A 25,164-nucleotide genomic window follows, 5' to 3' on the forward strand; every position below is an offset into this window, starting at 1 on the left:
GGTTCCCTCCCTATCTCAACATATCGGACAGAAAAGCGAGTGCCAGGCCCTGACCCCAGCCCTGAATCCAGTCTTTTGGAATATTACGATAGCCATCCCGATCCTTCATCACCGCGGTACCTCCAGATACACCTAGCACGCGTCCATCTTCGCTAATGTTGTTCAGGATGCCTTCCAGTGCCTTTTGCACGTATTTGGTATGTAGTGGATTGCCGTTATTGATCATCGCTGCTGCAATACCCGCGGAAGCGGACACCTCTTCATACGATTCTTCGTCATCCAGAACCGTACGCCACAAGCCGTTCTCGGTCTGTACCAGCTTGAGAGCCGCCAATTGATCACGAAGGGCACACTCTACATCCATACATTGCGGATACAAGTACCAGTCGTTCAATTGAGGTTTCACCTGAGACATCGTATAGGCTCCCCAAGCATTCGCTCTGCCCCAGTAAAATCCGGACATGTGGTCCTTGTTGATATTGTTATAACCGTGATACCACAGACTGCTGGTCGGATCTTGAAGATATTTGATATGCCAGTAATACTGATTCAGCGCATCCTGAATCATGGCCTCATCTTTTAATTTGCTACCTACGCGGAGCAGGAAAAATGCCGCCATAAACAAGGTGTCCGCCCAAGCCTGTTCCGGAAAATCATTGGAAACGGATACCGTATGCTGAAGCACATTGTCTCCAAAGCGAAGTGCATGGTTCTGGAGATAATCGACCTTGCTGAGGACAATATCCCAATATTTCTGATCTCCGGTTTCTTCATATAAAGTGATGAGCACATGACCCATAGCACATGTATTTACCGTCCAACTTGGCAGGCCTAGCTCGATATATTCGTCTGCCCATTTCACCAGCCTGTCCAGAATCTCTTGGTTGCCTGTCGTTTGATAGGCTCTGGATACACCATAATAAGCCACTCCACCGGGCCAATCCCATGTCAGATCCATATCCAGTGTTTTCTTGGTAACGTTCTCGATTACGTGTAGAATCTGATCCCTGTCATATTTCACTTGAAGCATTGTTATTCCCCTCTCCCTGCGCACACGCCCCCAAGTGCGCCCTGAGAGGTGTCCGTCCATTTTTGTAAACGCTTTACTTATTCCATTGTACGCAGTAAAATAGTCTCAATCTAAGCATATTCATAACAAAACTGCGCAATTTCAATCATTTATACATAGGAGTCCTCGAAAATGCCCAAACCGAAGAAACCTGTCATTGAATATCGTCACTACAGCCTGCCCATTGATTTCCCTGTCCTGTTACTCAGTGGAGACCGCTGGAGAATATCCGATATCAAGAGTGAGCATCTTCATTTCCATAACCACATGGAGATTGGCATCTGTTATTCAGATGGAGGCATCATGGAGATTAAGGGGGAATCTGTGCCTTTTCGGGCAGGCGACATCACGTTCATTCCCCGATATCTTCCGCATACCACATACAGTTCACCTAATAACGCCAGCCTGTGGGCTTATATCTTTTTTTCACCGGAAGAACTCTTCCGTCATTCGCTCAAAACAGCACAAACTCACATTGAACCGAATCTATGGGCGATTCAGGGAACCAATTGCATTCTTAATAAGGAACAGCATCCCAAAATTCATATGCTCGCAACTTCAATCGTTGAAGAAATGAAGCAGCAGTCTCCCTATTATCGGGAGAGCGCGTACGGCTTGTTGATGTCTCTATATATCGAACTGCTTCGAATTCATGCGAGCAGCGAACGCTTGTCATCTCAGGATCAGGAACGGGAACGAGACCTCCAAGGTGACTTGGTCATCTCACCCGTGCTGGAGTTTATCACCAAAAACTATATGATGCCTGTGACCATCGATTACCTCGCTGAACTTTGTCATCTGAGTACAACGCATTTTCGCCGCAAGTTCCATGAAATTATGGGAACCACGCCGCTTGATTTTCTGAACAGTACCCGGATTGAAGAGGCATGCAAACGATTAAAAAGCACCGAGGCCTCCATTCTATCCATCTCTGAGCAAGTTGGCTTCCGCTCCATCTCCAGCTTTAACCGCTGCTTCGCCAAACTGATGGGAGAATCCCCCAAAGCCTGGCGCAAAGGGGCTCATACAGAAGCACAGTCTGCAAAAGCGTCGATATTGGAATTCACGGGGTGGGTATGAAGGAATTTGTCGAAATATGATTGCGCCCCCTAGAGATATTCGCTACAATGCCGATAGAATACAAGAGATTTTGTCCGAAGCTACCAAAGGATTGAACAATCTCTAAAGGAGCAGCATTTCGTGTTATTAAAAATTTCAGGCGTTGTCCTGACTGTTGTACTTGCCATTACCGTACTGCTGCTGTCAACGATCAGAGAACCACAATCTGCTGCGCTTCATGCCCGTCAAGGTGTTCTGGACCTCTCGGCCTGGAACCCTGAACAAGACGAGCGGATCAAGCTGGACGGGGAGTGGGAATTTTACTGGGAGCGATTGCTTCCTGACGAATCTGCAACATCGAATCAGGCTGGTCCAACGAAAGCACCCGACACTTATGCAACCGTTCCCGGCTCCTGGAATCGACTTAAAGTGGATGGTGAACGACTGCCTACCCACGGCTTCGCCACGTATCGACTAGTGCTGCGTAATGCACCTGTTGAGGGAACGCTGGCGATCAAAAAAATGAACATTCGTTTTGCTAGCGAAATCTACATCAATGGCAACAAGCTGCTGGAAGACGGGCATGCCGTGGCAAAATCTGCAGGTTACCGACCTGGAAACTCCCCCCAGATTGTTTTTTTCCCCTATCATGGCGGTGACATTGAGATTTTGATCCGGGTGGCTAATTACGATTACACGGACTCTGGCATTCCGGGTCCACTCTTTTTCGGTGAACAAGCAGCTATGCTGAAAAAACATCAAGCCAGCACAGCTATCGAATTCGGCACGCTGGCAGTCCTGGGTACCATTTCGATCATATTCCTCATCAGTTACCTGGGGTCTGCACTCTACCGAAACAGGGACGATTCCCTGCTGCTGATTGGTCTAATCTGTCTGCTGTATGCACTTTATAACGGCATGGTCAGCGAACGTGTGTTATCCATGGTGGGCACGGAAATCTCCTTTAGCACGCTCTATAAATTAAAAGATTTCTGCTCTGTCGCATGTCTGGGTCTGTTAACCTTTTACTTCTACCGATTCAAAACAGGCATCCTGTCCGGTTTGCTCACGACGGTGATCCTGATCATCTTCGGAGCTTACTTATGCATGGTCGCGCTCCTGCCTATTTCTGTCTATGGGGTTGTTGCACCTTACGTCGTCGTTATGTACACGTTGCTGCTGCTCTGGTTACTGTATCAATGTGCATCACAGTTTCTAACCAGCGAGAAGGGCGATCGATTGTCTACTTTCTTGTGGTATGCGTCTCTCTTAAGCATCGTGCTGTACTGTCTGGACATTAATCTCTTCTCGATCTCGCTCAAGGAAAATATGAACATCGGGCAGGCTTCCATTGTCCTGTTCAGCATCCTGATGCTGTTTCTGGCGGTGCTTCGGTTCTTCGAGGCCTATCGTACGGTCCGCACCCTCAAAGATCAGTTGCTCTTGCTAGACAAGGTGAAGGACGACTTCCTGTCCAATACCTCGCACGAGCTCAAAACACCGCTGAACGCGATTGTAAATATCAGTGAAAGCCTGCTCAAAGGCGCCGAGGGCCCGCTTACCGACGAACAGGCGCACAATCTGGCGATCGTGACAGGAAGCGGCCGACGATTAACCTATTTGGTGGATGAATTGCTGGATTATTCGAAAATGAAACATGGCGACATCCCGCTCCAGCGGTCTTCGACCGATCTGTACTCGTTTGTCGAATCGGTTATGCGTATGCACTCCTTCCTGCTTGGTACAAAAAAGGTGGAGCTTATCAACCGCATCCCGGCGTATTTCCCGCCGATCTATGCAGACGGCAACCGACTGATTCAGATTTTGCATAATCTGATCGGCAATGCCGTTAAGTTCACGGAACGTGGCACGGTAAGCATCAAAGCTACGGTTGTGCAAGGCAAAGCGGAAATACGCATTGTGGATACCGGCCGTGGTATCGGTACGGACAAGCTGGAACATATCTTCCTGCCGTTCGAGCAGGAAGCGGATACGGGGCCAGTCGTTGCTGGAGGCACCGGTCTAGGACTAAGCATTACACGCAAGCTGGTCGAGCTGCATGGCGGAACCATTCATGCGGAATCAGCACCCGGCATGGGTGCTACGTTCATCCTGAACTTTCCGCTGGCGGATGGCAAAGGTGAGAAACGTTCCAACGTCATGCCGCTTACCATCGCTCCTACAGGTCCTGGTAATCGGCTACTCCGGTTCGAAGAACCAACGATTGTACAAGGGAATAAAGACGAATGGATCATCGTTGTGGATGACGACTCGGCTAATTTGCAGACAATAGTGAATCTCTTGAAGTTGGAAGGATACAGTTACGCAGTCACTTCACGCTCCCCTTCCGTACTGGAGCTGCTGGACAAGCTACCTGCCGTGCATCTCGTCATTGCTGATATCATGATGCCTGACATGTCGGGTTACGAATTGCTGGAACGAATCAGGGAGCGCTTCTCTCCTTCCGAATTGCCTGTACTCATGTTGACGGCGAGTAATAAAGCTAATCAATTGAAGCTGGCCTTGGAGAAAGGTGCCAATGATTTTGTATCCAAACCGTTCGAATCAGAGGAACTGCTGGCACGGATCGGCGGTTTGACTCGGATGAAAACATCCGTGCAAGCTGCGCGAGATGCCGAGATATCCTTTTTACGGTCACAGATGAACCCGCACTTTCTATATAACGCCCTGAACGCCATTGCCGAATTGTGCGTGGATGCGCCGAATCGGGCAGAACAATTGATTTTGCAATTATCGAGTTACTTACGGCGGAGTGTGCACTTTAAACATCTGGACTCAAAAACTAGCCTGATGAACGAACTGGAGATGATCGAGGCATACGTAGCCATAGAGCAAGCCCGTTTTGGCTCAAGGTTGGAGGTCATTATCGATGTGGATGCGGATGTGAACCGAAACATGGACATTCCACCGCTCACGTTACAGCCCCTGATTGAAAACGCGATTCGGCATGGCCTGATGTCCAGCATTCGCGGTGGTCGGGTCATGTTGTCTATCCGCAATCTGAATGATACTGAAACACGGTTCACCATCGAGGACAACGGAATCGGCATAACCAAGCAACGGATGGACGAGATTCGGCAATCCACGGACGGCAGTAACGGCGTTGGACTATGGAATATTTCCAGCCGGTTGAACCTGCTGTATGGCAGACACCTTCAGATGGAAAGTCTGGACGGCGAGGGAACGCGGATTACCTTTGATCTTCCAAATCAACGTCTAAGCACAAATGGGAACGGGGGTTATGAAACATGAAGATGAAAGTCATCATCGTGGACGATGAGGATTTGTCGCTGAAGCGACTGAATCGCATTTTGACAGAAAGCGGAGAAGTTGAGGTGTCTCGCGCATTCCATGACCCGGAGGAAGCCTGTGAATATGCGGCAGAGAATAGCTTCGATGCGGCATTTCTGGACATTACGATGCCTCGCATCTCGGGTATGCAACTCATTGGTGAATTGCGTAAACATCATCCTTCGCTTCCCATCGTGCTGGTGACTGGATATGAGGAATATGCGGTGCAAGCCTTCGACAAAGAGGTGATCGATTACGTCATCAAGCCGGTCACGGCTGAGCGACTGAACCGCAGCATCAAGCGATTGCAGGAAAAGCTTCACAAGTCCGTGACAACACCTGAACCAGCGGTGCCTGGACCCAAACTGAACGTTCGTCTGTTCGGTGAATTCACCGTGTTTGGCGGTGCTGGAGCAGACAGTCCCATCAAGCTTAGAACGCCCAAAACCGAAGAGTTACTTGCATTCTTGCTGTATACCAAATCAACCACCCGCGATGCCTTGGCCGATACGTTGTGGAAAGACCTCAGTCCGCAGAAAGCCTGGACTAACATCAATTCCACACTGTACTACGTGCGGCGTGCCATCGGCGATAATAGTGACGTGCCGATTATTCTCAAGGACCGGAACGGTATCCGGATCGATCGGGAAGCGATTGACTGCGATCTGTACGAGTTCGAGGCTTTGTTCCGGCAGATGCGTCAGGCATCAGCACATCAACCCGATCTCTTCGAGCGGATGGATACGTTGTATACGGGTGAACTTCTGAAGGGAAGGCATTATGAGTGGGCTTTCGCGTGGTCCAGACAGCTGGAGCTGGATTTCATCATGACGATGGAAACTGCTGCCCACTATCATGCGAAGGAAGGCGAGCCGTTACGGGCGCTGTATTATTTTGAACGTATCCTCCAGATTGATTCGATTCGGGAAGATATTCATCGCGAGATCATCCTGTTGTACCTATCGCTTGGACGAAGAACCGAAGCGCAGCGCCAGTATCTGGTGCTGGAGGAACTGCTCAAAGAGGAACTTGGTTCCAGTCCGGCAGCGGATATCAAACAACTGCTGCAGCAATCATGAAACAGCAAAAAGGCCCATGCCTTGGCGATAATGAACTGCTCCCATCGTAGTCTTCTACGGTCTACTATGACAGGGAGCAGTTCAGTGTTGCTTTAGGCTTGGGCTTTTTGCAATAGATGGACGTTCGTTCGTTCGTTCGTTCGTTCGTTCGTTCGTTCTGGTCGGATGATTTTACATCATCATTGTCTAGAATCAATTACTCATTTATAAGTTTTTCTGTATTAAGGGTAAAGCCTTCAATCACGACATCTTCGTCCACTTCAATCATGATGCAACGTCTGCCTTGATAGTTCACCTGTTTCACATATCTCAGGTCTTGCGGGCTAACCGAAATCGTAGCAACCTTGGTCTCGATCTTAATGGACTTGGACGTAAACTTCGGCATAACACTGGTTGCCTTCATCTCATAGTTCTTGTTATCAACGATCGTTTCGAAGGCACGTTCTACTTTCTCTGTTGTCAGATCCTCTATACCGCTTGCGGTCAGTACACGTTCCAGATCTTTATAATCCAGCTTTGGAGGTTCTTCCTCATGGGACTCTTCGTTAATTTCGATGACTCGGTTGATCTCCTCGTATACATGTGCAATGGTGGCTGAATCTAGCTGTTCACCAGCCACTTCCTTGACGATATCTTCGAAGATCGCCCGTTCTTCCAGTGCGGTTACGGATCTTTCTCCATTCAATACATTTTCAACAAAATGCGGATCCGGGAAATTGGATTTCCCTGTACAATATAGAACACGATTCACATCGGAGTAGTTGTCCGTTACGCTAGGGTACAGGAATCCTTGCTCTGGCGTGCTTAATTTGATAATTGGATCTACAATGATGTTGTATTTGAATTCTCTCTCCACGTAATCAAACAAGAGTGTCTTCCTTTGTTTCTCCGTGGAATTTACGCTGCACAGAATGAACGGATGAGCGAACACCTCATTCTTCTCACTCTCTTCCGTGGCTTCGTTTCTAGCCTTGGTCGGCAGATAATACTGTCCACGCACAAACGTAGCTACCATATCCCGCTCAAACTTCGCATCCACTAACATTCGATCCACGAGCAGCAGCATCAGATCCTGCCATTCATCCGGATCACCTGTTACCAAAGCCTGGTGAAGTAGTACTTGCGCCGGGTCCTCCGCCGCTTCCTGGAACTTCAACTCAAACAACTTCTGATCTAAATCACCTGTTAGCAATTTTTTGAAATTGCCCATGTACAGCTCCTGCTTCTCTCTGTCCACCAGTTCGAACGGGTGACGCTCCCAATGATATACCTCATTCGTTTCCTTCGTAATATACACATTGAGAATATCGTAAATATTCAGTAGATCGTGATCGAGTTTAAATTGCTTGCGTATATGCGCGACTTCTTTTTTATTCATGATTCGTTAGACAACTCCCACAATATATAATTTTATCTGCGTGCAGCTCTATATCCTAAAAGCCAGTGCTCCCTTGGAAGTCTTCATCTGAGCAGTAGGTCACAAATGGGCGCAGCTATGGAGTAGCTGGATCAAGCCGTTCTTGCTCTCCATTTCTGTACTCTCAGTGAGAAATTATATCATATAATGATGACGATTAATGAGAAACAATCTATGGTATTTCCCTCTTACGATCACTATCCATTTTTTTAATACGATTTTAACTGAACATAGTAACATAACCTTCAGTCTGATAGACTAACTAAGATTACATACCAATGGAGGAAATATTGTGAAGAAATCAATACTAGTTTTATCAGTTCTTGTGTTGTCCTCTCTATTAAGTGCGTGCACTGTGACCAAAACAGAGGAAACTAGACAAGTCAGTACAGTAGTATCACAGATTGAGAATACAGATGTGGTAACAGAGGAAGCATCTACATCTGATGCCGTCGAACAGACGGAGCAAGCAGCGATAGACTGGCAGACATCGGTTAACGAACTTGCTAGAAGCGATCAATCACCTACAGAAAAAGTCGAAGCAACAGAAAAGCTTGCTCGGGAATACAATCCTACTACTGAAGAACTCGAAGAATTTAAGTATCATGTCCTTCAAGAATTTATGAGTTTCAATTATCTAAAAGATGGCTCAAATGCTGAATATATGTTAAGCAATCTGTTTCAATCGATTGTGTTAGAACATCACGATGTTCACGCCGTCAGGGACTTCGCTCTTGCTTTTTATCACAACACCAAAAATGTATTTACAGGTGTAGAAGATATCGATAGCGATAGTGTGAAAACTTACGAAGAACAATTGTATAAAGCCCTCAACGATGGAAAATAACTCACCGTATGAGAGGCACGATGAGATCTAAAAAGAAAACAAAAAGACGCAACAGGAATGACTCCCGTGCGCCTTTTTTCGTTGTTTAACAATTCTTAAATAATTAATTACTGCTCGGCAATATATCCGTATTCAACAGGGGTGCTCTGCTGGAAGAAACTTTCCTTGTTTCCCGCAGAAACAGTAATCCCATGAACAAGGACACTCCGCCAATAATAATCAGCAATGCCCCCAACTCCTGACTATAGGCTGTCAGCGCCCCGTCCCTAAACGCCATTCCACGAATCAGACGGTTAAGCCAGTTCATGGGTAATGCCCATGCGAACATTTGGAACGGTTCTGGGAACGCCAGTGGCGTTAGTTGAATTCCCGTAGCCAGAAAGGAGGGATACAATACAAAACCGGTTCGTAGGCTTACTTTCGACATATCTTTGGCAGTGTATCCAATCAGCATACCCATGAGTGACAAGGCAAAAGCATAAACAACTAACGGAATGATAAAAAGATAAGCCTCTGCTTCAAACCGCATTCCCCCCACCTGCTTTAATAATCCATAGGATAGAAGCAGCGAAAGTGAACTGAACACAGCGTAAGGTACACTCCGAACCCATAGTTGAAAAGGTGACTTTCCGTTGGCAAACAGTTTCCCTTCCTGACGAAGCCGAGGTACAATCGATCCCGCTGCGCTTGTCGTAATCATCAATACTACGATATTTACAAATCCAAGCACCATAAAACCGACATAACTGGAGGTTGGATTAAACAGCATCCGCTGCTGAAGGGATAACGGTGACACGATTCCTTTAGCTGTCTCGGCATCCATCCCTTTTTGGATCAGACGTGTCATGGAAAGGGTCATATTCTCTGTCTGTATGATCTCCTGAATCGCAGTGCGAATACCGCTTAGCCCCGAGGGCATCGTGTTATCCATCAATATGCCGATATTTGTCGATTTCCCTTGTTGTTGGCGCAATCCCAACTGATTGGGAAGCATAATGACCGCTACAGCCTGCTCGTTGGCAAGCAATGTTTCAGGACTCATTCGGCTCGCATATACGCTTTTGACGCTCATGTATTGTGACGCATTTATTTTGGAGATCAATTGCCGTGAATATTCGCTATGATCCTCATCAATGACCACAACTGGTGATTTACTGAGTTGATTCTGCGAGAACATTAGTCCAAAAAATAGGGCTGCAATCATTGGCCCAATAAAAATTAGCCGTATATACTTACTGCCCGCGACGTACTTCCACTCGTCAATCAGTGATTTCATCAAGTTTCACCTCTGCCGTCATCCCCGGAAGCAAATCGGTATTCGAATCCATCGATATTCGGACCAGAAACATACTTAAATCGGCTTGCCCTTTTTCCCGCGACATACGCAAATTCGCAAACTGAGGAGCAGTTGAGATGGAAATAACGCTCCCCTTCACCTGCGTTGGCTGATCCAAATAAGGGAAATGAACATCAATGCTTTGATTCACTTCAAGCTGTTGAATTTCACTTTCCTGTATGTAAAGGTCGGTGTAATACGTCTTCTTTTGCACAAATGCTAGCGGGACTCCTGCTTGGACTTGATCTCCCTTCTCTACAGCGACTCGGTCAACTAATCCGTCATATGGTGCGAGTACATCCACATCTCCCTCCCCGGTTGATTTCACTTTGAAAAGAACCTCTCCCTCTTTCACAGAATCCCCCGTAGATGCACCAACCTCTGCAATCGTCCCGGGACTATTCAGATAAAATAAAGTCGTTTGCTCTGCCTCAAGTATGCCTTGTTTCCGGCTCTCGGCCTGACTTACAGCATCCTTTCCTTTAACAGCCAAAAGTGAACCTCCAACAATGAGCACCATCGTAATTCCAATATACAAACCTGCTTTTATTTTCATTCTTATATCTCTCCCATTCCCAATCCTCGTGTATGGTTAAATTTGCTGACTATTTTTGCTTTTTCATTTTGGTGACCGCATTCTCGGCTGCCTCCATGATCACTTCTCCCAAAGTGGGATGAGGGTGAATCGTCATGGCCAGATCTTCCACGGTTGCGCCCATCTCGATCGCAAGTGCAAGCTCCGATATCAGTGTAGATGCCTCCACGCCGACGATTTGCGCGCCAATGACAATTCCTGAAGTCGGGTCAGCCACTATTTTCACAAAACCTTTGGTTTCCCTTAACGCCAATGCTCTTCCGTTGATTCCGAAAGAAGATTTCCCGATAACCACCGGAACGGCCTGTGTTTTGGCTTCCGTCTCACTTACTCCAACACTGGATAGCTCCGGATCAGAAAACACGACAAGCGGAATCACCTTGTAATCCACTTTGGAGGTGAGACCCGCAATGGCCTCTGCAGCTACTTTGGCTTCATAGGATGCCTTGTGAGCGAGTGCCGGACCGGCTGTAATATCTCCAATGGCATAAATGTGCGGGATAACCGTTCTGCACTGTTCATCCGTCTCAACCAGTCCTTTGTTCGTTACGGGCATACCTATGCGTTCCAGTCCTAACTGGCCGTCTGTATTGGGTTTCCTGCCGATTGTAACCAGTACATATTCTGCTGTAACTTGTTGCCGCTCCTGATTTTTCGAATAATGCAGTGTAACGGAATCCGCATTGTGCTCCACCTTTTCGGCAATCGCTCCGGTTACGATCTGGATGCCGTCCGCCTTTAATTGTTTGACTACCGGGGCTGCCAGTTCCTCCTCGAATCCAGGCAATACTTGTGCGCCTCCCTCCAGAATCGTTACCTTGGTTCCGAATTTGGCATACATCTGTCCAAGCTCCACCCCAATATAACCTCCGCCGATCACAATCAGACTACTCGGAAACTCCTGTAGAGATAATGCTTCAGTGGAAGATAAGATGCGACCTCCAACTGGAAATGCGGGCAACTCAATTGGACGAGACCCCGTTGCCAATATGAGATTTTTAAAAGAAATGCTTTGCTCCTGTCCAGTTTGCTGGATCATGGCTGTGTGCTCATCCACCAGACTGGCCTCTCCTTCCAGAATGGTCACACCCGCAGTCTTTAACAAATAGTGGACGCCACCTGCCTGTTTATTCACAACTCCCTGTTTAAAATCCTGAGCAGTCTTAAATGTCGCTGCCGCGTCAGCTTGATTGAACTGTCTGAACCAATCATAGCGATGCGATTCCGCAATTAAGGCTTTGGATGGTATGCAACCCACATGTGTACAGACCCCGCCGAGCTGTTTACGTTCAACAATCGCCGTCTTCATCCCCAACTGCGAAGAACGAAGCGCCGCCACATATCCCCCTGGACCTGATCCAATAACTAACGTATCCACAGATTCAAGCTTACTCATATTCTGATACCTCCCGATTTGAAGTCATTTTAAAATATGATGATCGTAATATATTATAACCATCATATTTTAATACCGTCAATAACCGTATTTTATCCTTTTGTAAAGCAACAGATATATTCAGTCGCCAAATTGACAGGCTTTATTATGATGACTATAATATTTTAAAAAGCATAATGATGAAACTATGGAGTGAATGATCATGCCCTATCCCAAAGGACATAAGATAAAAGTACGAGGTAAGATTGTTGAAAGTGCGGCTCGAGCTTTTCGCACCAATGGTATTCAGGAGGTGAGTGTCCCGTTTATTATGAAGGGAGCTGGATTAACTCACGGAGGGTTCTATTCACACTTTGACAATAAGGAACAATTGGTTGCCGAAGCCTGCGAATATGCCATCAGTGATACCATTGCACTTCTACAGAACGTGGCTGATCAGGAAGAACAAAACCCCAAAATTAATAAAGTAATCGATTATTATTTGAGTCCGTATCACCGCGACCAAACAGAAATGAGCTGTATTTTCCCCGCCCTTTCCAGCGAAATATCCCGTTCTTCGGAGGAGGTCCGTCAGGTATTCACCCATGAATTGGAGCGGATGATCAATTTTATCTCCAATCTGGCTGAGATCGATATGTCCAGCGGTCGTGCACTGTTCAGTACAATGGTTGGTTCGCTTGTGCTTGCACGCTCTGTTAGTGATCCTGAGCTTAGCGACAGCTTTCTCTCGGCGGGCAGGCAGCAAGCCAAAGAAATGGTTAAAAGGAAAGATATGTAGAGGTTTCTTGTTTTTATACGATACGTAGATTTGATGTTGCTATATCAAGCTGAAAACACAAATAGACCGCCCACCCTTGCAAAGGTTGCGGTCTACTTGATCGTGTATCCTCTTGTTAAGCCCACTGCATGGTAAGTTTCAGCATCTTACATATTTGCGCTTGAAGCCCGTCCGCCCTTTATCCACAGCCTTTTGGATATTCTCAGAGGCATTCAGCAGCTTGCTCTTGGGCATGTCCTTGTTCACTTCGACAGGTCCCACAGCCTTGGCTATCTCCACTGCCTGATCGTGCAACGGTTGATAGGATGTTGCAACGGTATACAGGAAATTGTTCATCGAATATTTCGTTCGTTCCGGAGATTCGTGAATCGTCTTTTTCACCTGTTCAAGCATCTCCATCAGTTTATTCTCCGAAAACTCAGCATCCTTTCGACTGCCGAGCAACCAACAGTAACAGCTCCATCCTGCTGACATTTTCAGCTCATCTCCGCTGGCGATCCACTTATCCGAAACTTCTTGAGCAATATCCGTCTCTGCCAACGTGACGGCAACGATGAAGTCAGAGATCATGTAAAAATAAGCAGCGTCAATCCAACGGTCAAAATCAGCTTCTGTCATCGCTTGAGGATCGGCTATCACGCCTGCAAAGTACATCGCATCATAATTCCCCGTTGCATATAGTTGCTCTGCCAAAGGTTGATCCTTTTTGATCCGCTTCGCCATTGGTTTCATCGCCCCGGTTGCCACGCCAAATAACGGTTCATGCGCACCGTTGGAAATGTAGATTTTTTTCGTTCGTTCTTTGCCCAGCGCTTCAAGCTCCTGCATCACTTCATCTAGATTCATTTCGTGACACTCCCAATCCTATAAATTATATATCTGATCATATCAAACGGACACTTATGTTTAACGAAAAACCGATGGAAAATCGCTCATTATCCTGTTCAAGCATTATCACCGATCATAACATCTATACCTTTGTTTCGCACAGATCCCTAAAAAGATAGATATAACTTCTTTCGCAGACAGACATTTTTCCTTTCTTATGTTTCTACCGGCAACTTCTGAATACCTGCCGAGGGCCTGATTGGAAAGAGCTGATTCCCCCAGCACAAGCAGAGCAACATATGTCCATGTCCAAGCAACGTTAAGCTATGGCAGGATACGTCACTCATCGTTTATGTTCAGTTTAGTGTTGTTAACAAAACCGAGATGAGGAAGGATGCGAGAGCATGAGCAACAATCAAGTGTTAGGCTTTGCCCCTGCCCTGGGCTGGAATTCGTGGAATACCTTTACGTGGGATATTAACGAACAATTAATTCGGGATGTCGCTGATGTGTTTGTATCAGAAGGTTATCTGGCCGCAGGTTACGAGTATATTGTCATTGATGATTGCTGGAGCCTGAAGGAACGGGATGCGAGCGGCAATCTGGTGGCTGACCCGGATAAATTCCCGAGTGGAATGAGAGCGCTTTCTGATTATATCCATAGCAAAGGACTAAAATTCGGCATGTATTCATGCGTAGGTACGCATACATGTGCCGGGTATCCAGGCAGCTTCGAGCATGAATTCCAGGATGCTGCCCTTTTTGCCGAATGGGGCGTTGATTATTTGAAGTATGATTACTGCTTCAAGCCGCGCCATATCTCAGGAGAGCTGCTGTACAAACGGATGAGTCTTGCGCTCAAAAACTGCGGACGCGATATCCTGTTCTCCGCCTGCAACTGGGGAGCCGACGACGTATACGATTGGATTCGGGAATCGGGCGCTCATATGTACCGCTCCACCGGCGATATCCGTGACAATTGGGATTCAGTGAAGGAACTTGCCCTGTCTCAATTGGGCAAACAAAGCTACACCGGCTCCTTCTGCCATAACGACATGGACATGCTAATTGTTGGTATGTACGGTGGAAGCAACAATGATTATATTGGCAGCATCGGCGGATGCAACGACATCGAATATAAAACCCACTTCTCACTCTGGTCCATGATGGGTTCCCCATTAATGATCGGATGTGACGTGCGCAAGGCTAACCAGATTACAAAGGATATTCTCCTGAATCCTGACCTGATCGCTATCAATCAGGATGTAGAAGCGCGCGGAGCTTACCGCATTAAACCAGAACCGCAATGGTTTCACACAGACGATGTATTTATGCTGGTGAAGGTACTCACAGATGGTGATCTAGCTATTGGTTTCTTCAACCTGAGCGACAGCCAGCGGGAATTGTCTTTGCAATTTTGGGATATGGGTCTGCCTTATGCTGCCGGTTATGCCCTGTCCCTGTATGACTGCTGGGAGCATCAAGAGCTTGGCGTATTCCGTGAACGCTTCGCTCCCGTTGTCGCAGCACATGATTGCCTCGTCGTCCGGGCCAAACTGGTGAAATAGATGGCTCAACATCGCCTGTGCACCTCCTGTCAGGTTCCGCTCTCTTCAGACGATGTGGGCATCTACCTCAAATTGATCTCGCGCTCTGCTCAGCAATTTCTGTGCATTGATTGTATAGGAGTGAAGCTGAACTGTGGACGTGAGCCTATTGAGAAGCTGATCCGTTATTTCCGAGAGTCCGGGAACTGCGCCCTGTTCCGTTAACGTTATGCCTTGGTCCCGTGCAGCATCATGTACGATGTTGGCGTGTGTGAAGTTGCTTTCTTAAATACTTTGGAAAAATATAACGGATCATTGTAGCCGACAGAATAAGCTACCGATTGAATCGGCAGGCCCGACGTTTTCAACAGTTCACAGGCGCGCTCGATTCGGCAGGATGTAATATACTCCAAAACAGACTTGCCGGTTGCTTCCTTAAACAGACGAAACAAATAACTGCGCTCCAGATTAACTGCCTTTACGATCTCGGTGACGGTCAATGTTGGCTTCCAGTAGTTCTGCTCGATGTACTTTCTCGCCAGCCAGACATAATCCTTGGCGTCCACCTGCGGCTCTTTCGGATAATGCTCCATATAGTAGGAGAGCAGCAGACGCAAACGGGCATCCGCCCGCAGTAATTCATAAGATGATGCACCCGCGTTCCAGGCAAGGTGGAAAAAAGGCTGCAATGTCTCCGGCGAGACCGTCACCACGGGTTGTACCTCTGAGAGCTGTGTCAGCCCCAGCAACCGCCCGGCATCCTCACCGTTAAACTCCACCCAGACGTACTCCCATGGATCTTGCGGGTCTGGATAATAGTAAATCTCCTTTTGCGGAAATATGATAAAGCTTTCCCCCGTAACGAGCCGAAAAACGCGGCCGCCCGTCTCCAGCGTCCCTTGGCCGCGGATAATATAGTGCAGCGCATAAACGTCACGCACGCCTGGCCCCCATTGGTGAGGGTTAGCTGGCTTGTGACCACCGCTGATAAAATACAAATTACTGGCTCTACTGCTCTCATGCCAAATCGGATTCAACCTTGATTCCCCCTTTCTAAGACGCCCTGTTCTGGCGTTAGGTTTATCTTATATATCGTTGATCAGATTCTCGGTAACGCTTACATGCTAAATCCAGAGAGGAGAATGTTGTATGCTTAGAATGGTTACGGTAGAACATGGACAAGTGCAAGGACTGCCCGCGGCGGACCCGCGGATTACCAGCTTCAAGGGAATTCCTTTTGCCGCACCTCCTGTAGGTGAGAACCGCTGGCGCGCTCCGCAGCCGCAGTCGAACTGGGAAGGTGTACTGCAAGCTTTTGATTTTGCCCCCATCTCCATGCAAGCCCCAACAGTCATCGATGATAACAATATCTATACCCGTGAATGGGCCGTTGATCCCGACCTGCCCATGGACGAGGATTGTCTGTATCTGAATGTCTGGACACCAGCCAAGCGCACGGACGAGAAGCTGCCTGTTTTTGTCTGGTATTTTGGCGGGGGCCTACAAGTCGGCCATACGGCCGAAATGGAATTTGACGGCGAGCGAATCGCTCGTAGAGGTATTGTCGTTGTGACAATTAATTATCGGCTGAATGCCTTCGGCTTCCTGTGCCATCCTGAGATTAGTGCCGAATCCCCCCATGCACCCGCCAACTTTGGTCATCTTGATCAACAAGCAGGTACCCAGTGGGTCAAACGCAACATTGCCGCCTTTGGCGGTGATCCAGACCAGATCACCATCGGCGGACAGTCGGCAGGCGGAGGAAGTGTACTCAGCCAGATGACCTCTCCGCAAAATAAAGGCTTGTTCCAGCGAGGTGTCATCATGAGCGGTATAGCTACCGAGTTGTACCCGAAGGTCCGCGTGCCTTCTGTCCGTTCCACACTAAGGGATGCAGAGCAAGCAGGGGTTGAATTCTTCGGCTTCCTGGCCGTATCTTCCCTGGCTGAGGCGAGACAACTGGATGCTGAATATCTCCGTGACAAAGCACTCGAATACAAAAGCTTCTGGGGAACCGTCATCGACGAACAATTTTGCGCAGGCGATCCGTTTACTCGTTTTGTTCAGCAGGAGCGCGAGGCGATCCCCGTAATGCTGGGGCATACGTCTTCCGAATTTTGGACCCGTCCCGCCGCAGCCAATCTGGAAGAACTGAAGCAGATGGCTGTGGAGCTGTTTGGCGAGGATGCTCCTGCCTTTTTGCAGCTATGTGAGGCTGATTCCGGCCAAATCGAACATGCTCTGCAACAAGCATCGGTCCGCATGATCCAACATGCCATTCTGCTCACCATCCGTGCGAACAGCGGTCATCTGTCCGAAACGCCTCTCTACTATTATAACTTCGACGCCGAGATTCCGGGCTGGGACCAGCCAGGTACTTTTCACTCCGTCGATCTGTGGTTCTTCTTCGAAACACTCGCCAAATGCTGGCGGCCTTTCACAGGCAAGCATTATGATCTGGCTCGCCAGATGTGTAATTATTTATCCAACTTTATTGCTACAGGTGATCCGAACGGCTCGGACTCCACCGGAAAGCTAATGCCTCATTGGACTCCTTGTACTACGGAACAGCCGTATCTCATGGAATTTGGCGATCAGGCTCAATTACAGCAGGCTGAGCCCGGACCGATGCTCGCGTTTCTAATTGAACAATATTTCAAGAAACAGAATGCACCTGTTGTTTAAAACATAAGGCTTGCCCTCTCGCGATATATGTAAGAGCCATGCTGTCGCATGGCTCTTTTTGTATAGTGTGAATGGTAGAGCGATGTTCTTTCGCATATGCTTATTTAGCGCATCATTCCAAGAGATTCGTTATATATGAGTCTGAGTTGGTTTGTTGAAGATGACAGGTAGCGTAATCTGTAGTGAAAAGATATCTTTTTCCTGCGACACCGTCAACGTCCCGTTGTGCTGCTGGATCATTTTCTGACAACTAACGAGCCCAATTTCGTTGCTATCTTTCTTTTTGCCAACACGTTTAATCTTATTCTCCACCGCAAGAATGACCCATTGTTGCTTCAAAGAAATCTGGATATGAACGGGATGCCCTGGATCGGCGTATTTTCGAATATTTGAAAATATGTTATCCATTACGCGACGCATAGCGACCAGATTGATTTCCAGCAAAAACTCCTCCTGATGTGCATCTGTCTGAACCTGCACATCTATATCGTCCAAAACCACTAATTGCTCATCTATAAGTTGATCGATAAGCGCTCTGCCCTCATACATTTCAAATTCTACTTCCTCTTCTTCAGCGGCCGAGGATACCGTAAAATATTCGAAAAGTTTGTCCGACAGCACTTTGATCTGATAGGCCTTCTCCCGGCTATTATGAATATACTGCAACAGATCCTCATGTGTCTTATATTTGTTGAGTTCTATGATATCCATATATCCTAATAGAATCGTGAGTGGTGTTCGCAAATCATGGGAAATCGCCGTGATCAATTCACGGTTGGCCATCCTGACCCTCTCCTCGCTGCCCAGCCGCTCCACAAATGATTTCCTCATCTCATCAATACTCTGGGCCAGAGATGACAGTTCATCCTTTCCCGATATCGTAATCGAATAGTCCAAATTTCCACCTTCGAGTATTTTGATCTCTTGTTCAAGCACGCCAATATAAGATGTTTTCTTATTAATCATCAGTAAAAAGGAAACAATGAACACAATGGCCGCTATGAAAACACCAATAATCAGAATGAGGTTGTAATATTGATACTCATAAAAGCTAACCAAGTATATCTGGGCATCCTGATCCGCAAAATGGATGGTGGTGATGGGTATTTTCGATGGCACAAATTGAGTTAACAACTCTTCATTGATGGCAGGATCAATCTCCGTGTTGGAGGAAAATATCAATTTGTCTTTTGCAAAAATATACAGATTTAAGTAGCGCTCATGTCTTATCCAAGCAGACAATTGCTCATGATCACGGGTTGACACGTTCTGGTTATCCACAAATGCTTCGAATCGATCAAGCGCATCTTGCTGCCTGTTCTCTACAAAAGTGGATTTGCTTAAATAACTATCCAATACAGTCTCGCCAACAACTTGTAAAATAACGAGTGCACTTATGGAAATGACCAAAGAAATGACAACCGCCAGAACCAGTTTAATCTTCAGCTTTTTTCCGATTAATAATCTATTCAATTTTGTACCCCTTCCCCCAAACGGTCTTCACATATTTAGGGTTCTGCGGGTCATCCTCCAGTTTGCCTCTCAAATTACGAATATGAACCATCACCGTGTTATTACACGTATAAAAGTAGGGTTGCCCCCAAACACTCTCATATATATTTTCTGCCGAGAATACCTTTCGTCGCTTCTTAGCCAACAGCAGCAAAATCTGGTATTCAATTTCAGTCAGAGCAATTTCCTTCTCTCCAACAAACACGGCTTTTGAATCCTGATGGACGGTAAGATCCTTAACGATAATTTGGTCCGCTTCTTCCGTCTTCTCCTTGCCCCGATAAACATAATACCTTCGCAGTAAAGCCTTCACCCGCGAAACGAGTTCTGTATAGGAAAAGGGTTTGGACAAAAAGTCATCACTGCCTGAGGAAAAGGCCAATTGTTTGTCAGAATCCTGCGTTTTCGCCGTGAGAAAAAGGATCGGTGCGCTTGTTTTTTCACGAATCTCCAGACACGCCTTCAGCCCCGATTTATTGGGCATCATCATATCCAAAATAATGAGATCCGTCTCTTCGTTCACTTTATCAATCGCATCTTGACCATCTATCGCTTCAATCACTTCATAATTTTCACTCTCTAACAAAATCCTTACAATTTCACGAATTTCACTGTTATCATCAGCAATTAGAATTTTCTTGCTCATCTGATCCCTCCGTCTAATTTCAGTATAATATGCGCTATTAGCGACTACCAGCAAATACAATCGACTTAAGAATTCTTCAGAAGTTATGTAGGTATCTCTTAATAATTTCGTCTTATACTGTAAATATGTAGAAGTTATTAGACAAAGGGGTCGTCAGGTATGCCACAACCTTCGAAAAAAGTAATGATTAACATATTGTTGGGTCTGTTCATCATGTTGTCCTTTGGTCTACTGGTGTATTATTCTCCTGCCCTTATTAAAATCATGTCTTCCATGGACAACTTCAGAGCGTATATTCATTCAACAGGCCATTGGGGTCCGGTCATGTTTATTTTATTCCAGATTCTTCAGATCGTGGTTGCACCCATTCCAGGAGAAGTGGTACAGATTGCAGGCGGTTATATCTATGGGGTTACAATTGGGTCCTTGTATACTACAATAGGTTTGATTATAGGCTCAGCGATTGCTTTTTATTTTACTCGTTTTATCGGTCGCGCTTATATTTCACGGCTAATGCAAAAGAAAAATAATAAGTGGATGTCGTTAATTCATGATGAGAAGAAGTTCTCCGCTTTTTTATTCATCTTTTTCGTAATTCCCGGCTTGCCCAAAGACATGCTTGTATTTGTCGCCGCACTTACATCGATTAGTTCGTTTAGATTCTTCACGATCCTTATCGTCGGTCGTCTGCCTTGGATCATCGCATCTACCGTTGTAGGGTCCACGATTCATATGCAACAATACACCATCGCCATTATTATTTCTGTTATCGCTGTAATCGGGTTTGTACTCGGTTATATCTATAGGGAGCAATTGGTGGGATTGTTCTCCCGCTCAGACAGTACCAAAGCCAAACCCAAGGCTATACCCAGTTATAGTACGAATAGGGAGTCTCGTAAAATAAAAAGAGATACAACATGAACAAAGCCAATCTATTGATATGAAAACCGGAGGTATATCATCTTATGCAAATACTTAAAACCAATCGATTAATCCTGAGAAATTTCACCTTAACGGACGCAGCCGGACTGTTGGAATACACAGCAAATCCCAGAGTAAATTGTTTTATGGATCAACAAATTTCAACATTGGAAGATGCGGCGGCAGAGGTCGCAAAAAGAAGCAGTGACGATTCCCACATCGCAGTCTGTCTGAAAGACAGTAACGAGTTGATCGGTGAGCTGTTTGGTATGAGGGAAGATCGGGATGCCGATACGGATAAAGATTCGAATTCAGATACGTATAGTATAGGTTGGAATTTTAATGGCAGATTTGAAGGGAAAGGGTACGCCAGTGAGAGCGCCAATGCTTTCATCGAAAATCTCTTTATGGAACAGGGAATAAGAAGATTGTACGCTTATGTCGAGGATGATAACTTCCGTTCTCAGAAACTGTGTGAGAAGCTGGGCATGCGCCGGGAGGGTCTTTTTTTGGAGTTCATTTCATTTGTCAAAAATGAGGACGGCACACCGAAATACGAGAATACGTATCAATATGCTTTGTTGAAAAAGGAATGGCTGGCACAGCTTGAATTACAGAAATAAAGAATAACAAGCCTCATCATTCGTTTAAAAAAGTTATAGAAATGAGAACGTACACATATGTACGTTCCACAACAAATACGGCGGCTTCTCCCTGGATAGATTCCAGAGGAAAGTCACCGTATTTTTATCATACCAAACACCATTGAACGGGTAATCGTTTATATGCCACAATACACTCAGCTTGAACCTAGACGGTGCTGCCCCAATATTGCTTTGCAATCTTCTGCCCTTGATCGATCTTCGCCCATTGCTGAGCTTCGCTTAATTCGTTACCACCATCGCAGGATGCAAATCCGCATTGGTGAGACAACAGCAGCCGATCCTTATCGATGATTTTGGAAGCTTCGTCCAGCAAACGGACAACACGCGCTTCATCATCGAGTGTACTCGTTTTGGATGACAACAGACCCAGTACAATTTCCGTTTCGGGTCTGTCCTTGAACACTTCCAGAGCTTCAATTGAACCCGCACGATCATCATCCCACTCCAGGAAGAAACGGTCATACTTCAATTGCTTCAGGAACAGATTCGCAATTTTGGCATACGATCCACCGCCCATGTTGCGGGAGTCATAATTGCCGCGGCAGTTATGTGTCCACATTTTCAAGCCAAGGCTATGTCCGAAGTCTATCACGGTATTATTAATATCAATGAATTCAGTTGCGAGACCTGATACTTCATCTTGATTGATATGCTCACCTGTAAAAGGAGAGTTCGGGTTATCGTCTGCAAACAGTTCCCACAAGCAATCATCGAATTGCAGAATTTTACCGCCCACTGCAGCGAATTCCTCCACGAATTCCTTATACGCGATCACAAGACCCTCTTTGAGCTCCTGTATGTTTTGATATACAGCATCCGTACCACCAATGTTATCTGACCAGGAAAGCTCACCGAAAATATGGGAAGGAGACGGTACGCAAAGTTTCGTTTGTTGCTCGCCAGCCGTGTCTTGCAGTTGTTGGAACAGTTGAATGAAATGATGGTTCTTTCCACTCAATTTATCAGTGATGCGCAGTCCAATATCTTTGCGTGTTTCATATTTCGAAGTTCCGTCCACATCTCTGAAAAAATAGCCGTGATCCGCGATGTAACGCTTCACTCCGCCAAATCCCCATACAAAGTCCAGATGCCACATCGATTTGGAGAATTCGCCATCGGTAACCACGGACAAGTTATGTTCGATTTCCTTAGCGACAACTTGTTTGATTGCCTCTGTCTCACACTTCTCATATCCTTCGTAGTTTTCATAGAACGGATATTGGATATCATCATTATGTTCAATTTGCGTTTTATATTTCAGCAGCTCATCCGGCCGCAATAAACTTCCTACGATCTGGAACTTATCAGTCATGTAAAAAACCCCCTCGTTGTATACAATGATCATATCACGCTGAGAGCAGTTAGAAGGGATACTAAAAAACCATAACTGGTTATAGTTAAAAGCTATATCCACTTATTAGACAGATTTCAGTGAAACCGTCACCGACACAGTGTACCTCTATCCGTGAACGTTATTCAATTTCACACCGTACGACGACGCAGTTCATAAAAATACTGAACGGCTGGATGCTTTAATTTGACCTGCTCCGACATATTTAGAATTCGCTTTTTGCCAACTCGTCTGTCCATTAAAGCCAGAATATTAAACAAGATATCCTTGCTCTCCAGATTATCCTCTATAGAAGTGGATAAATACGTCGTAGCTGCAACGGTAAAATTCGATTTACTAAGTGCGGTCTGAGCCAACAACAGCTCTTTGGCATGTACGGAGATTTTTCTACTTCTTGCCATGACTTGAAGACGATCCTCGGGAATGGGTCCTTTGGAATCTTTTCGGATAGCTTCAATCTCTTCATCGCTCACAGGAATCATGATTTCCGGGTCGCTCTTGATCTCCTGCTCTGACTGATACCATCGAATTGGGGTTGTAGTATCACTCATGTTGAGTACATTCTTTTTATCTACAGTAATATAACAATTGCCTGATTTATCAGGTGAATAGCTATAGCTGGTGGCACGGTACTCCACCCTTCCAACTAACGCAGGACTAAGAAAACTCTCCAGTTGTTGCTTCAATTTACTCCAGGACATAGATCCTCCTATTATCAAAAGCCTACCGCATGAATTGCGGCGATCATTTCAAATATTTTTTCTCAACCAATCCTCAATATCAACATTCTTCTAAATTATATCACAGCCAAACAAAGCAAAGTCTTATGTTGATTTAGAAACAGATCCTATTGATTCCTTTGTTCGTCAAACCAGAAGTTTAAAATCCAGTTATTGGTTTAAAATCTCCTATGTGATAAACTTGCAGCAAATTATCTACTTTCTATCCATCTGTGATTGCCTATCATCAGAAAATACGATGTTATTCATAAGGAGAGGGATTTAAAAAATGGCTAAGAAGAAAACAACATTACCTGCTCATATGGAGCAACTCGTTAAAGATAATGATATTGCTACCGTAAAAGAAATTTTCGAGCAATGCGAATGGGATGCACGTGGGGGTTACAGCAAAGGTACGGCCCTCAGCTTTCGGCATATTTCGGATGAATTGGTTCGCTGGCTGGTAGAACAAGGGGCAGACATTAATGCACGTGACAAATATCAACGCACACCTTTACATGCTCATGCCTCACACTGGTCAGGGAATGTACCCTTGTTCCTTGAAATAGGTGCGGATTTGGACGCTGTTGATTACCAAAATGAAACACCGTTACATGCAGCGGTCAATGGGTATCGAACCAAAGTGGTTCAAGAGTTGGTAAACCAAGGCGCTACTATTAACGTAGAAAATAAACAGGGAAATACGCCATTAGCTAAGGGGTTAGCCAATTGTAGGAATAGCGATATAGTCAGTATGTCAAAGATTTCAGCGATTCTGCTGGATGCTGGTGCAACAGTCACCCCAGAAATGAAAGAGTCTGTGAAGCGGATCGGTAAGGATTTTGAATTCGTCCGTGAGAAGTTCAATAAGGACAAGGTCGATGAAGTTTCAGACGCGCTGAACAAACTGTACCCGTTATTTGATATCGAGCCGGTAACGAATCGGATCATGCACGATGGGACTACCCCCATTCAGGTAAAGGCAACCACTTGGACCAAACAGCACCAAGAGCTGTGGGAATATCTCATTCCGGCCCAAGGCCACGCTCAAACGGTGCAGGGAGAGGTCATCCGTATCACAGGACGTGTGTCCCATGAAGTATTGGATAATGGCGGTGGAAACTGGGATGCGGAGTATCGCAAGATGCTAGATGCACTGATTCGTCACCTGGGCTCTGGTGTGCCACTCGCCCCCGCACTTCTCCAAGAGGCAGCAGCCTTGGTCAGCAGGCTTCGCAATGGATACGATTTTGATGCGCCTGCCAGATTATCCGAGTTGGCGGTATTATGGGTGCTTACCAATCCTCAACCGGTTGCTATGGAGAAGCCTGCGTACACGCGTTAAACAGCAAAGCAAAAAAAGAAGCGGAAGAGATACCGCTTCTTTTTTTGCTATTAATCT

Annotated in this window: 22 protein-coding genes; 11 read left to right on the plus strand and 11 right to left on the minus strand. The window is 46.1% G+C overall.

Annotation, left to right across the window (positions count from 1 at the left end; genetic code table 11):
• Positions 1-10 precede the first annotated feature (10 nt).
• Positions 11-1,030, minus strand: a complete 1,020-nt coding sequence (locus J2Z28_RS15025; protein ID WP_036668334.1) for a glycoside hydrolase family 88/105 protein — start codon at positions 1,028-1,030, stop codon at positions 11-13.
• Positions 1,031-1,201: 171 nt separating this feature from the next.
• On the opposite strand from J2Z28_RS15025, the gene J2Z28_RS15030 reads away from it, so the two are divergent.
• From J2Z28_RS15030 to J2Z28_RS15040, 3 genes are all read left to right on the plus strand, one after another.
• Complete coding sequence (locus J2Z28_RS15030; RefSeq protein ID WP_211083090.1) at positions 1,202-2,149, plus strand: AraC family transcriptional regulator; 948 nt, start codon at positions 1,202-1,204, stop codon at positions 2,147-2,149.
• Positions 2,150-2,269: 120 nt separating this feature from the next.
• Positions 2,270-5,401 (plus strand): ATP-binding protein, encoded by a 3,132-nt coding sequence (locus tag J2Z28_RS31685; RefSeq protein WP_211083091.1) that lies wholly within the window; start codon positions 2,270-2,272, stop codon positions 5,399-5,401.
• Positions 5,398-6,519, plus strand: coding sequence for a response regulator (locus tag J2Z28_RS15040; RefSeq protein ID WP_211083092.1), 1,122 nt, complete (start codon positions 5,398-5,400; stop codon positions 6,517-6,519). Before J2Z28_RS31685 ends, J2Z28_RS15040 begins: the two co-directional genes overlap by 4 nt.
• Before the next feature lie 196 nt (positions 6,520-6,715).
• Here the strand turns inward: J2Z28_RS15040 and J2Z28_RS15045 are convergent, their stop codons facing one another.
• Positions 6,716-7,897 (minus strand): DUF4317 domain-containing protein, encoded by a 1,182-nt coding sequence (locus J2Z28_RS15045; protein WP_211083093.1) that lies wholly within the window; start codon positions 7,895-7,897, stop codon positions 6,716-6,718.
• 331 nt (positions 7,898-8,228) lie between these two features.
• On the opposite strand from J2Z28_RS15045, the gene J2Z28_RS15050 reads away from it, so the two are divergent.
• A complete protein-coding gene (locus J2Z28_RS15050; RefSeq protein ID WP_211083094.1) occupies positions 8,229-8,783 on the plus strand; it encodes a hypothetical protein in 555 nt (184 codons plus the stop codon).
• A gap of 103 nt (positions 8,784-8,886) precedes the next feature.
• On the opposite strand, the gene J2Z28_RS15055 is transcribed toward J2Z28_RS15050, so the two are convergent.
• From J2Z28_RS15055 to lpdA, 3 genes are read right to left on the minus strand one after another with little or no spacing between them, the layout of a single operon-like run.
• Complete coding sequence (locus tag J2Z28_RS15055; protein WP_211083095.1) at positions 8,887-10,059, minus strand: ABC transporter permease; 1,173 nt, start codon at positions 10,057-10,059, stop codon at positions 8,887-8,889.
• Positions 10,043-10,675, minus strand: a complete 633-nt coding sequence (locus J2Z28_RS15060; protein ID WP_211083096.1) for a biotin/lipoyl-containing protein — start codon at positions 10,673-10,675, stop codon at positions 10,043-10,045. Before J2Z28_RS15060 ends, J2Z28_RS15055 begins: the two co-directional genes overlap by 17 nt.
• Before the next feature lie 49 nt (positions 10,676-10,724).
• On the minus strand, positions 10,725-12,110 hold the full coding sequence (lpdA, locus tag J2Z28_RS15065) for a dihydrolipoyl dehydrogenase (RefSeq protein ID WP_211083097.1): 1,386 nt from the start codon (positions 12,108-12,110) through the stop codon (positions 10,725-10,727).
• Between the two features lie 202 nt (positions 12,111-12,312).
• Between lpdA and J2Z28_RS15070 the strand changes: the two genes are divergently transcribed.
• Positions 12,313-12,888, plus strand: coding sequence for a TetR/AcrR family transcriptional regulator (locus J2Z28_RS15070; RefSeq protein ID WP_211083098.1), 576 nt, complete (start codon positions 12,313-12,315; stop codon positions 12,886-12,888).
• Between the two features lie 138 nt (positions 12,889-13,026).
• Here J2Z28_RS15070 and J2Z28_RS15075 read toward each other — a convergent pair whose 3' ends face one another.
• Positions 13,027-13,734: a DNA alkylation repair protein gene (locus tag J2Z28_RS15075; protein WP_211083099.1), complete on the minus strand. Its 708-nt coding sequence runs from the start codon at positions 13,732-13,734 to the stop codon at positions 13,027-13,029.
• A 386-nt stretch (positions 13,735-14,120) separates the two neighbouring features.
• On the opposite strand from J2Z28_RS15075, the gene J2Z28_RS15080 reads away from it, so the two are divergent.
• Positions 14,121-15,284 (plus strand): glycoside hydrolase family 27 protein, encoded by a 1,164-nt coding sequence (locus J2Z28_RS15080; RefSeq protein WP_036606020.1) that lies wholly within the window; start codon positions 14,121-14,123, stop codon positions 15,282-15,284.
• The gene (locus tag J2Z28_RS15085) at positions 15,285-15,488 is read left to right on the plus strand and encodes a hypothetical protein (RefSeq protein ID WP_074093540.1); all 204 of its coding nucleotides are present in this window, start codon (positions 15,285-15,287) and stop codon (positions 15,486-15,488) included.
• A gap of 2 nt (positions 15,489-15,490) precedes the next feature.
• On the opposite strand, the gene J2Z28_RS15090 is transcribed toward J2Z28_RS15085, so the two are convergent.
• Positions 15,491-16,300 (minus strand): helix-turn-helix transcriptional regulator, encoded by an 810-nt coding sequence (locus J2Z28_RS15090; protein WP_211083100.1) that lies wholly within the window; start codon positions 16,298-16,300, stop codon positions 15,491-15,493.
• 112 nt (positions 16,301-16,412) lie between these two features.
• Here J2Z28_RS15090 and J2Z28_RS15095 point away from each other — a divergent pair, with 112 nt between their 5' ends.
• Positions 16,413-17,948: a carboxylesterase/lipase family protein gene (locus J2Z28_RS15095; protein WP_211083101.1), complete on the plus strand. Its 1,536-nt coding sequence runs from the start codon at positions 16,413-16,415 to the stop codon at positions 17,946-17,948.
• A 129-nt stretch (positions 17,949-18,077) separates the two neighbouring features.
• On the opposite strand, the gene J2Z28_RS15100 is transcribed toward J2Z28_RS15095, so the two are convergent.
• Positions 18,078-19,421 carry a HAMP domain-containing sensor histidine kinase gene (locus tag J2Z28_RS15100; RefSeq protein ID WP_211083102.1) on the minus strand — a complete coding sequence of 448 codons (1,344 nt, stop codon included), beginning with the start codon at positions 19,419-19,421 and terminating at the stop codon, positions 18,078-18,080.
• On the minus strand, positions 19,414-20,106 hold the full coding sequence (locus J2Z28_RS15105; protein ID WP_211083103.1) for a response regulator transcription factor: 693 nt from the start codon (positions 20,104-20,106) through the stop codon (positions 19,414-19,416). Before J2Z28_RS15105 ends, J2Z28_RS15100 begins: the two co-directional genes overlap by 8 nt.
• Before the next feature lie 159 nt (positions 20,107-20,265).
• On the opposite strand from J2Z28_RS15105, the gene J2Z28_RS15110 reads away from it, so the two are divergent.
• Together J2Z28_RS15110 and J2Z28_RS15115 are read left to right on the plus strand one after the other, a co-directional pair.
• Positions 20,266-21,027, plus strand: coding sequence for a TVP38/TMEM64 family protein (locus J2Z28_RS15110; RefSeq protein ID WP_211083104.1), 762 nt, complete (start codon positions 20,266-20,268; stop codon positions 21,025-21,027).
• A 44-nt stretch (positions 21,028-21,071) separates the two neighbouring features.
• Entirely contained in the window at positions 21,072-21,650 is a 579-nt protein-coding gene (locus tag J2Z28_RS15115) for a GNAT family N-acetyltransferase (protein WP_211083105.1), read from the plus strand.
• Between the two features lie 187 nt (positions 21,651-21,837).
• Here the strand turns inward: J2Z28_RS15115 and J2Z28_RS15120 are convergent, their stop codons facing one another.
• On the minus strand, positions 21,838-23,004 hold the full coding sequence (locus J2Z28_RS15120; protein WP_150364496.1) for a cobalamin-independent methionine synthase II family protein: 1,167 nt from the start codon (positions 23,002-23,004) through the stop codon (positions 21,838-21,840).
• Between the two features lie 170 nt (positions 23,005-23,174).
• Entirely contained in the window at positions 23,175-23,744 is a 570-nt protein-coding gene (locus tag J2Z28_RS15125; protein ID WP_036668348.1) for an SF0329 family protein, read from the minus strand.
• A gap of 307 nt (positions 23,745-24,051) precedes the next feature.
• On the opposite strand from J2Z28_RS15125, the gene J2Z28_RS15130 reads away from it, so the two are divergent.
• Positions 24,052-25,107, plus strand: coding sequence for an ankyrin repeat domain-containing protein (locus J2Z28_RS15130; RefSeq protein WP_211083106.1), 1,056 nt, complete (start codon positions 24,052-24,054; stop codon positions 25,105-25,107).
• The last annotated feature ends 57 nt before the right edge of the window (positions 25,108-25,164 follow it).

Source organism: Paenibacillus xylanexedens (assembly GCF_017874615.1).
Lineage (GTDB): Bacteria > Bacillota > Bacilli > Paenibacillales > Paenibacillaceae > Paenibacillus > Paenibacillus xylanexedens.

What these genes read in the sequence shown, in the direction of transcription:
- J2Z28_RS15070 (WP_211083098.1), top strand. Translation starts at nt 12,313, where the DNA reads ATGCCCTATCCCAAAGGACATAAGATAAAAGTACGAGGTAAGATTGTT.
- J2Z28_RS15075 (WP_211083099.1), bottom strand. Translation starts at nt 13,734, where the DNA reads ATGAATCTAGATGAAGTGATGCAGGAGCTTGAAGCGCTGGGCAAAGAA.
- J2Z28_RS15115 (WP_211083105.1), top strand. Translation starts at nt 21,072, where the DNA reads ATGCAAATACTTAAAACCAATCGATTAATCCTGAGAAATTTCACCTTA.
- J2Z28_RS15055 (WP_211083095.1), bottom strand. Translation starts at nt 10,059, where the DNA reads ATGAAATCACTGATTGACGAGTGGAAGTACGTCGCGGGCAGTAAGTAT.
- J2Z28_RS15120 (WP_150364496.1), bottom strand. Translation starts at nt 23,004, where the DNA reads ATGACTGATAAGTTCCAGATCGTAGGAAGTTTATTGCGGCCGGATGAG.
- J2Z28_RS15080 (WP_036606020.1), top strand. Translation starts at nt 14,121, where the DNA reads ATGAGCAACAATCAAGTGTTAGGCTTTGCCCCTGCCCTGGGCTGGAAT.
- J2Z28_RS15025 (WP_036668334.1), bottom strand. Translation starts at nt 1,030, where the DNA reads ATGCTTCAAGTGAAATATGACAGGGATCAGATTCTACACGTAATCGAG.
- J2Z28_RS15125 (WP_036668348.1), bottom strand. Translation starts at nt 23,744, where the DNA reads ATGTCCTGGAGTAAATTGAAGCAACAACTGGAGAGTTTTCTTAGTCCT.
- J2Z28_RS15105 (WP_211083103.1), bottom strand. Translation starts at nt 20,106, where the DNA reads ATGAGCAAGAAAATTCTAATTGCTGATGATAACAGTGAAATTCGTGAA.
- J2Z28_RS15130 (WP_211083106.1), top strand. Translation starts at nt 24,052, where the DNA reads ATGGCTAAGAAGAAAACAACATTACCTGCTCATATGGAGCAACTCGTT.
- J2Z28_RS15085 (WP_074093540.1), top strand. Translation starts at nt 15,285, where the DNA reads ATGGCTCAACATCGCCTGTGCACCTCCTGTCAGGTTCCGCTCTCTTCA.
- J2Z28_RS15040 (WP_211083092.1), top strand. Translation starts at nt 5,398, where the DNA reads ATGAAGATGAAAGTCATCATCGTGGACGATGAGGATTTGTCGCTGAAG.
- lpdA (WP_211083097.1), bottom strand. Translation starts at nt 12,110, where the DNA reads ATGAGTAAGCTTGAATCTGTGGATACGTTAGTTATTGGATCAGGTCCA.
- J2Z28_RS15095 (WP_211083101.1), top strand. Translation starts at nt 16,413, where the DNA reads ATGCTTAGAATGGTTACGGTAGAACATGGACAAGTGCAAGGACTGCCC.
- J2Z28_RS15045 (WP_211083093.1), bottom strand. Translation starts at nt 7,897, where the DNA reads ATGAATAAAAAAGAAGTCGCGCATATACGCAAGCAATTTAAACTCGAT.
- J2Z28_RS15030 (WP_211083090.1), top strand. Translation starts at nt 1,202, where the DNA reads ATGCCCAAACCGAAGAAACCTGTCATTGAATATCGTCACTACAGCCTG.
- J2Z28_RS15110 (WP_211083104.1), top strand. Translation starts at nt 20,266, where the DNA reads ATGCCACAACCTTCGAAAAAAGTAATGATTAACATATTGTTGGGTCTG.
- J2Z28_RS15060 (WP_211083096.1), bottom strand. Translation starts at nt 10,675, where the DNA reads ATGAAAATAAAAGCAGGTTTGTATATTGGAATTACGATGGTGCTCATT.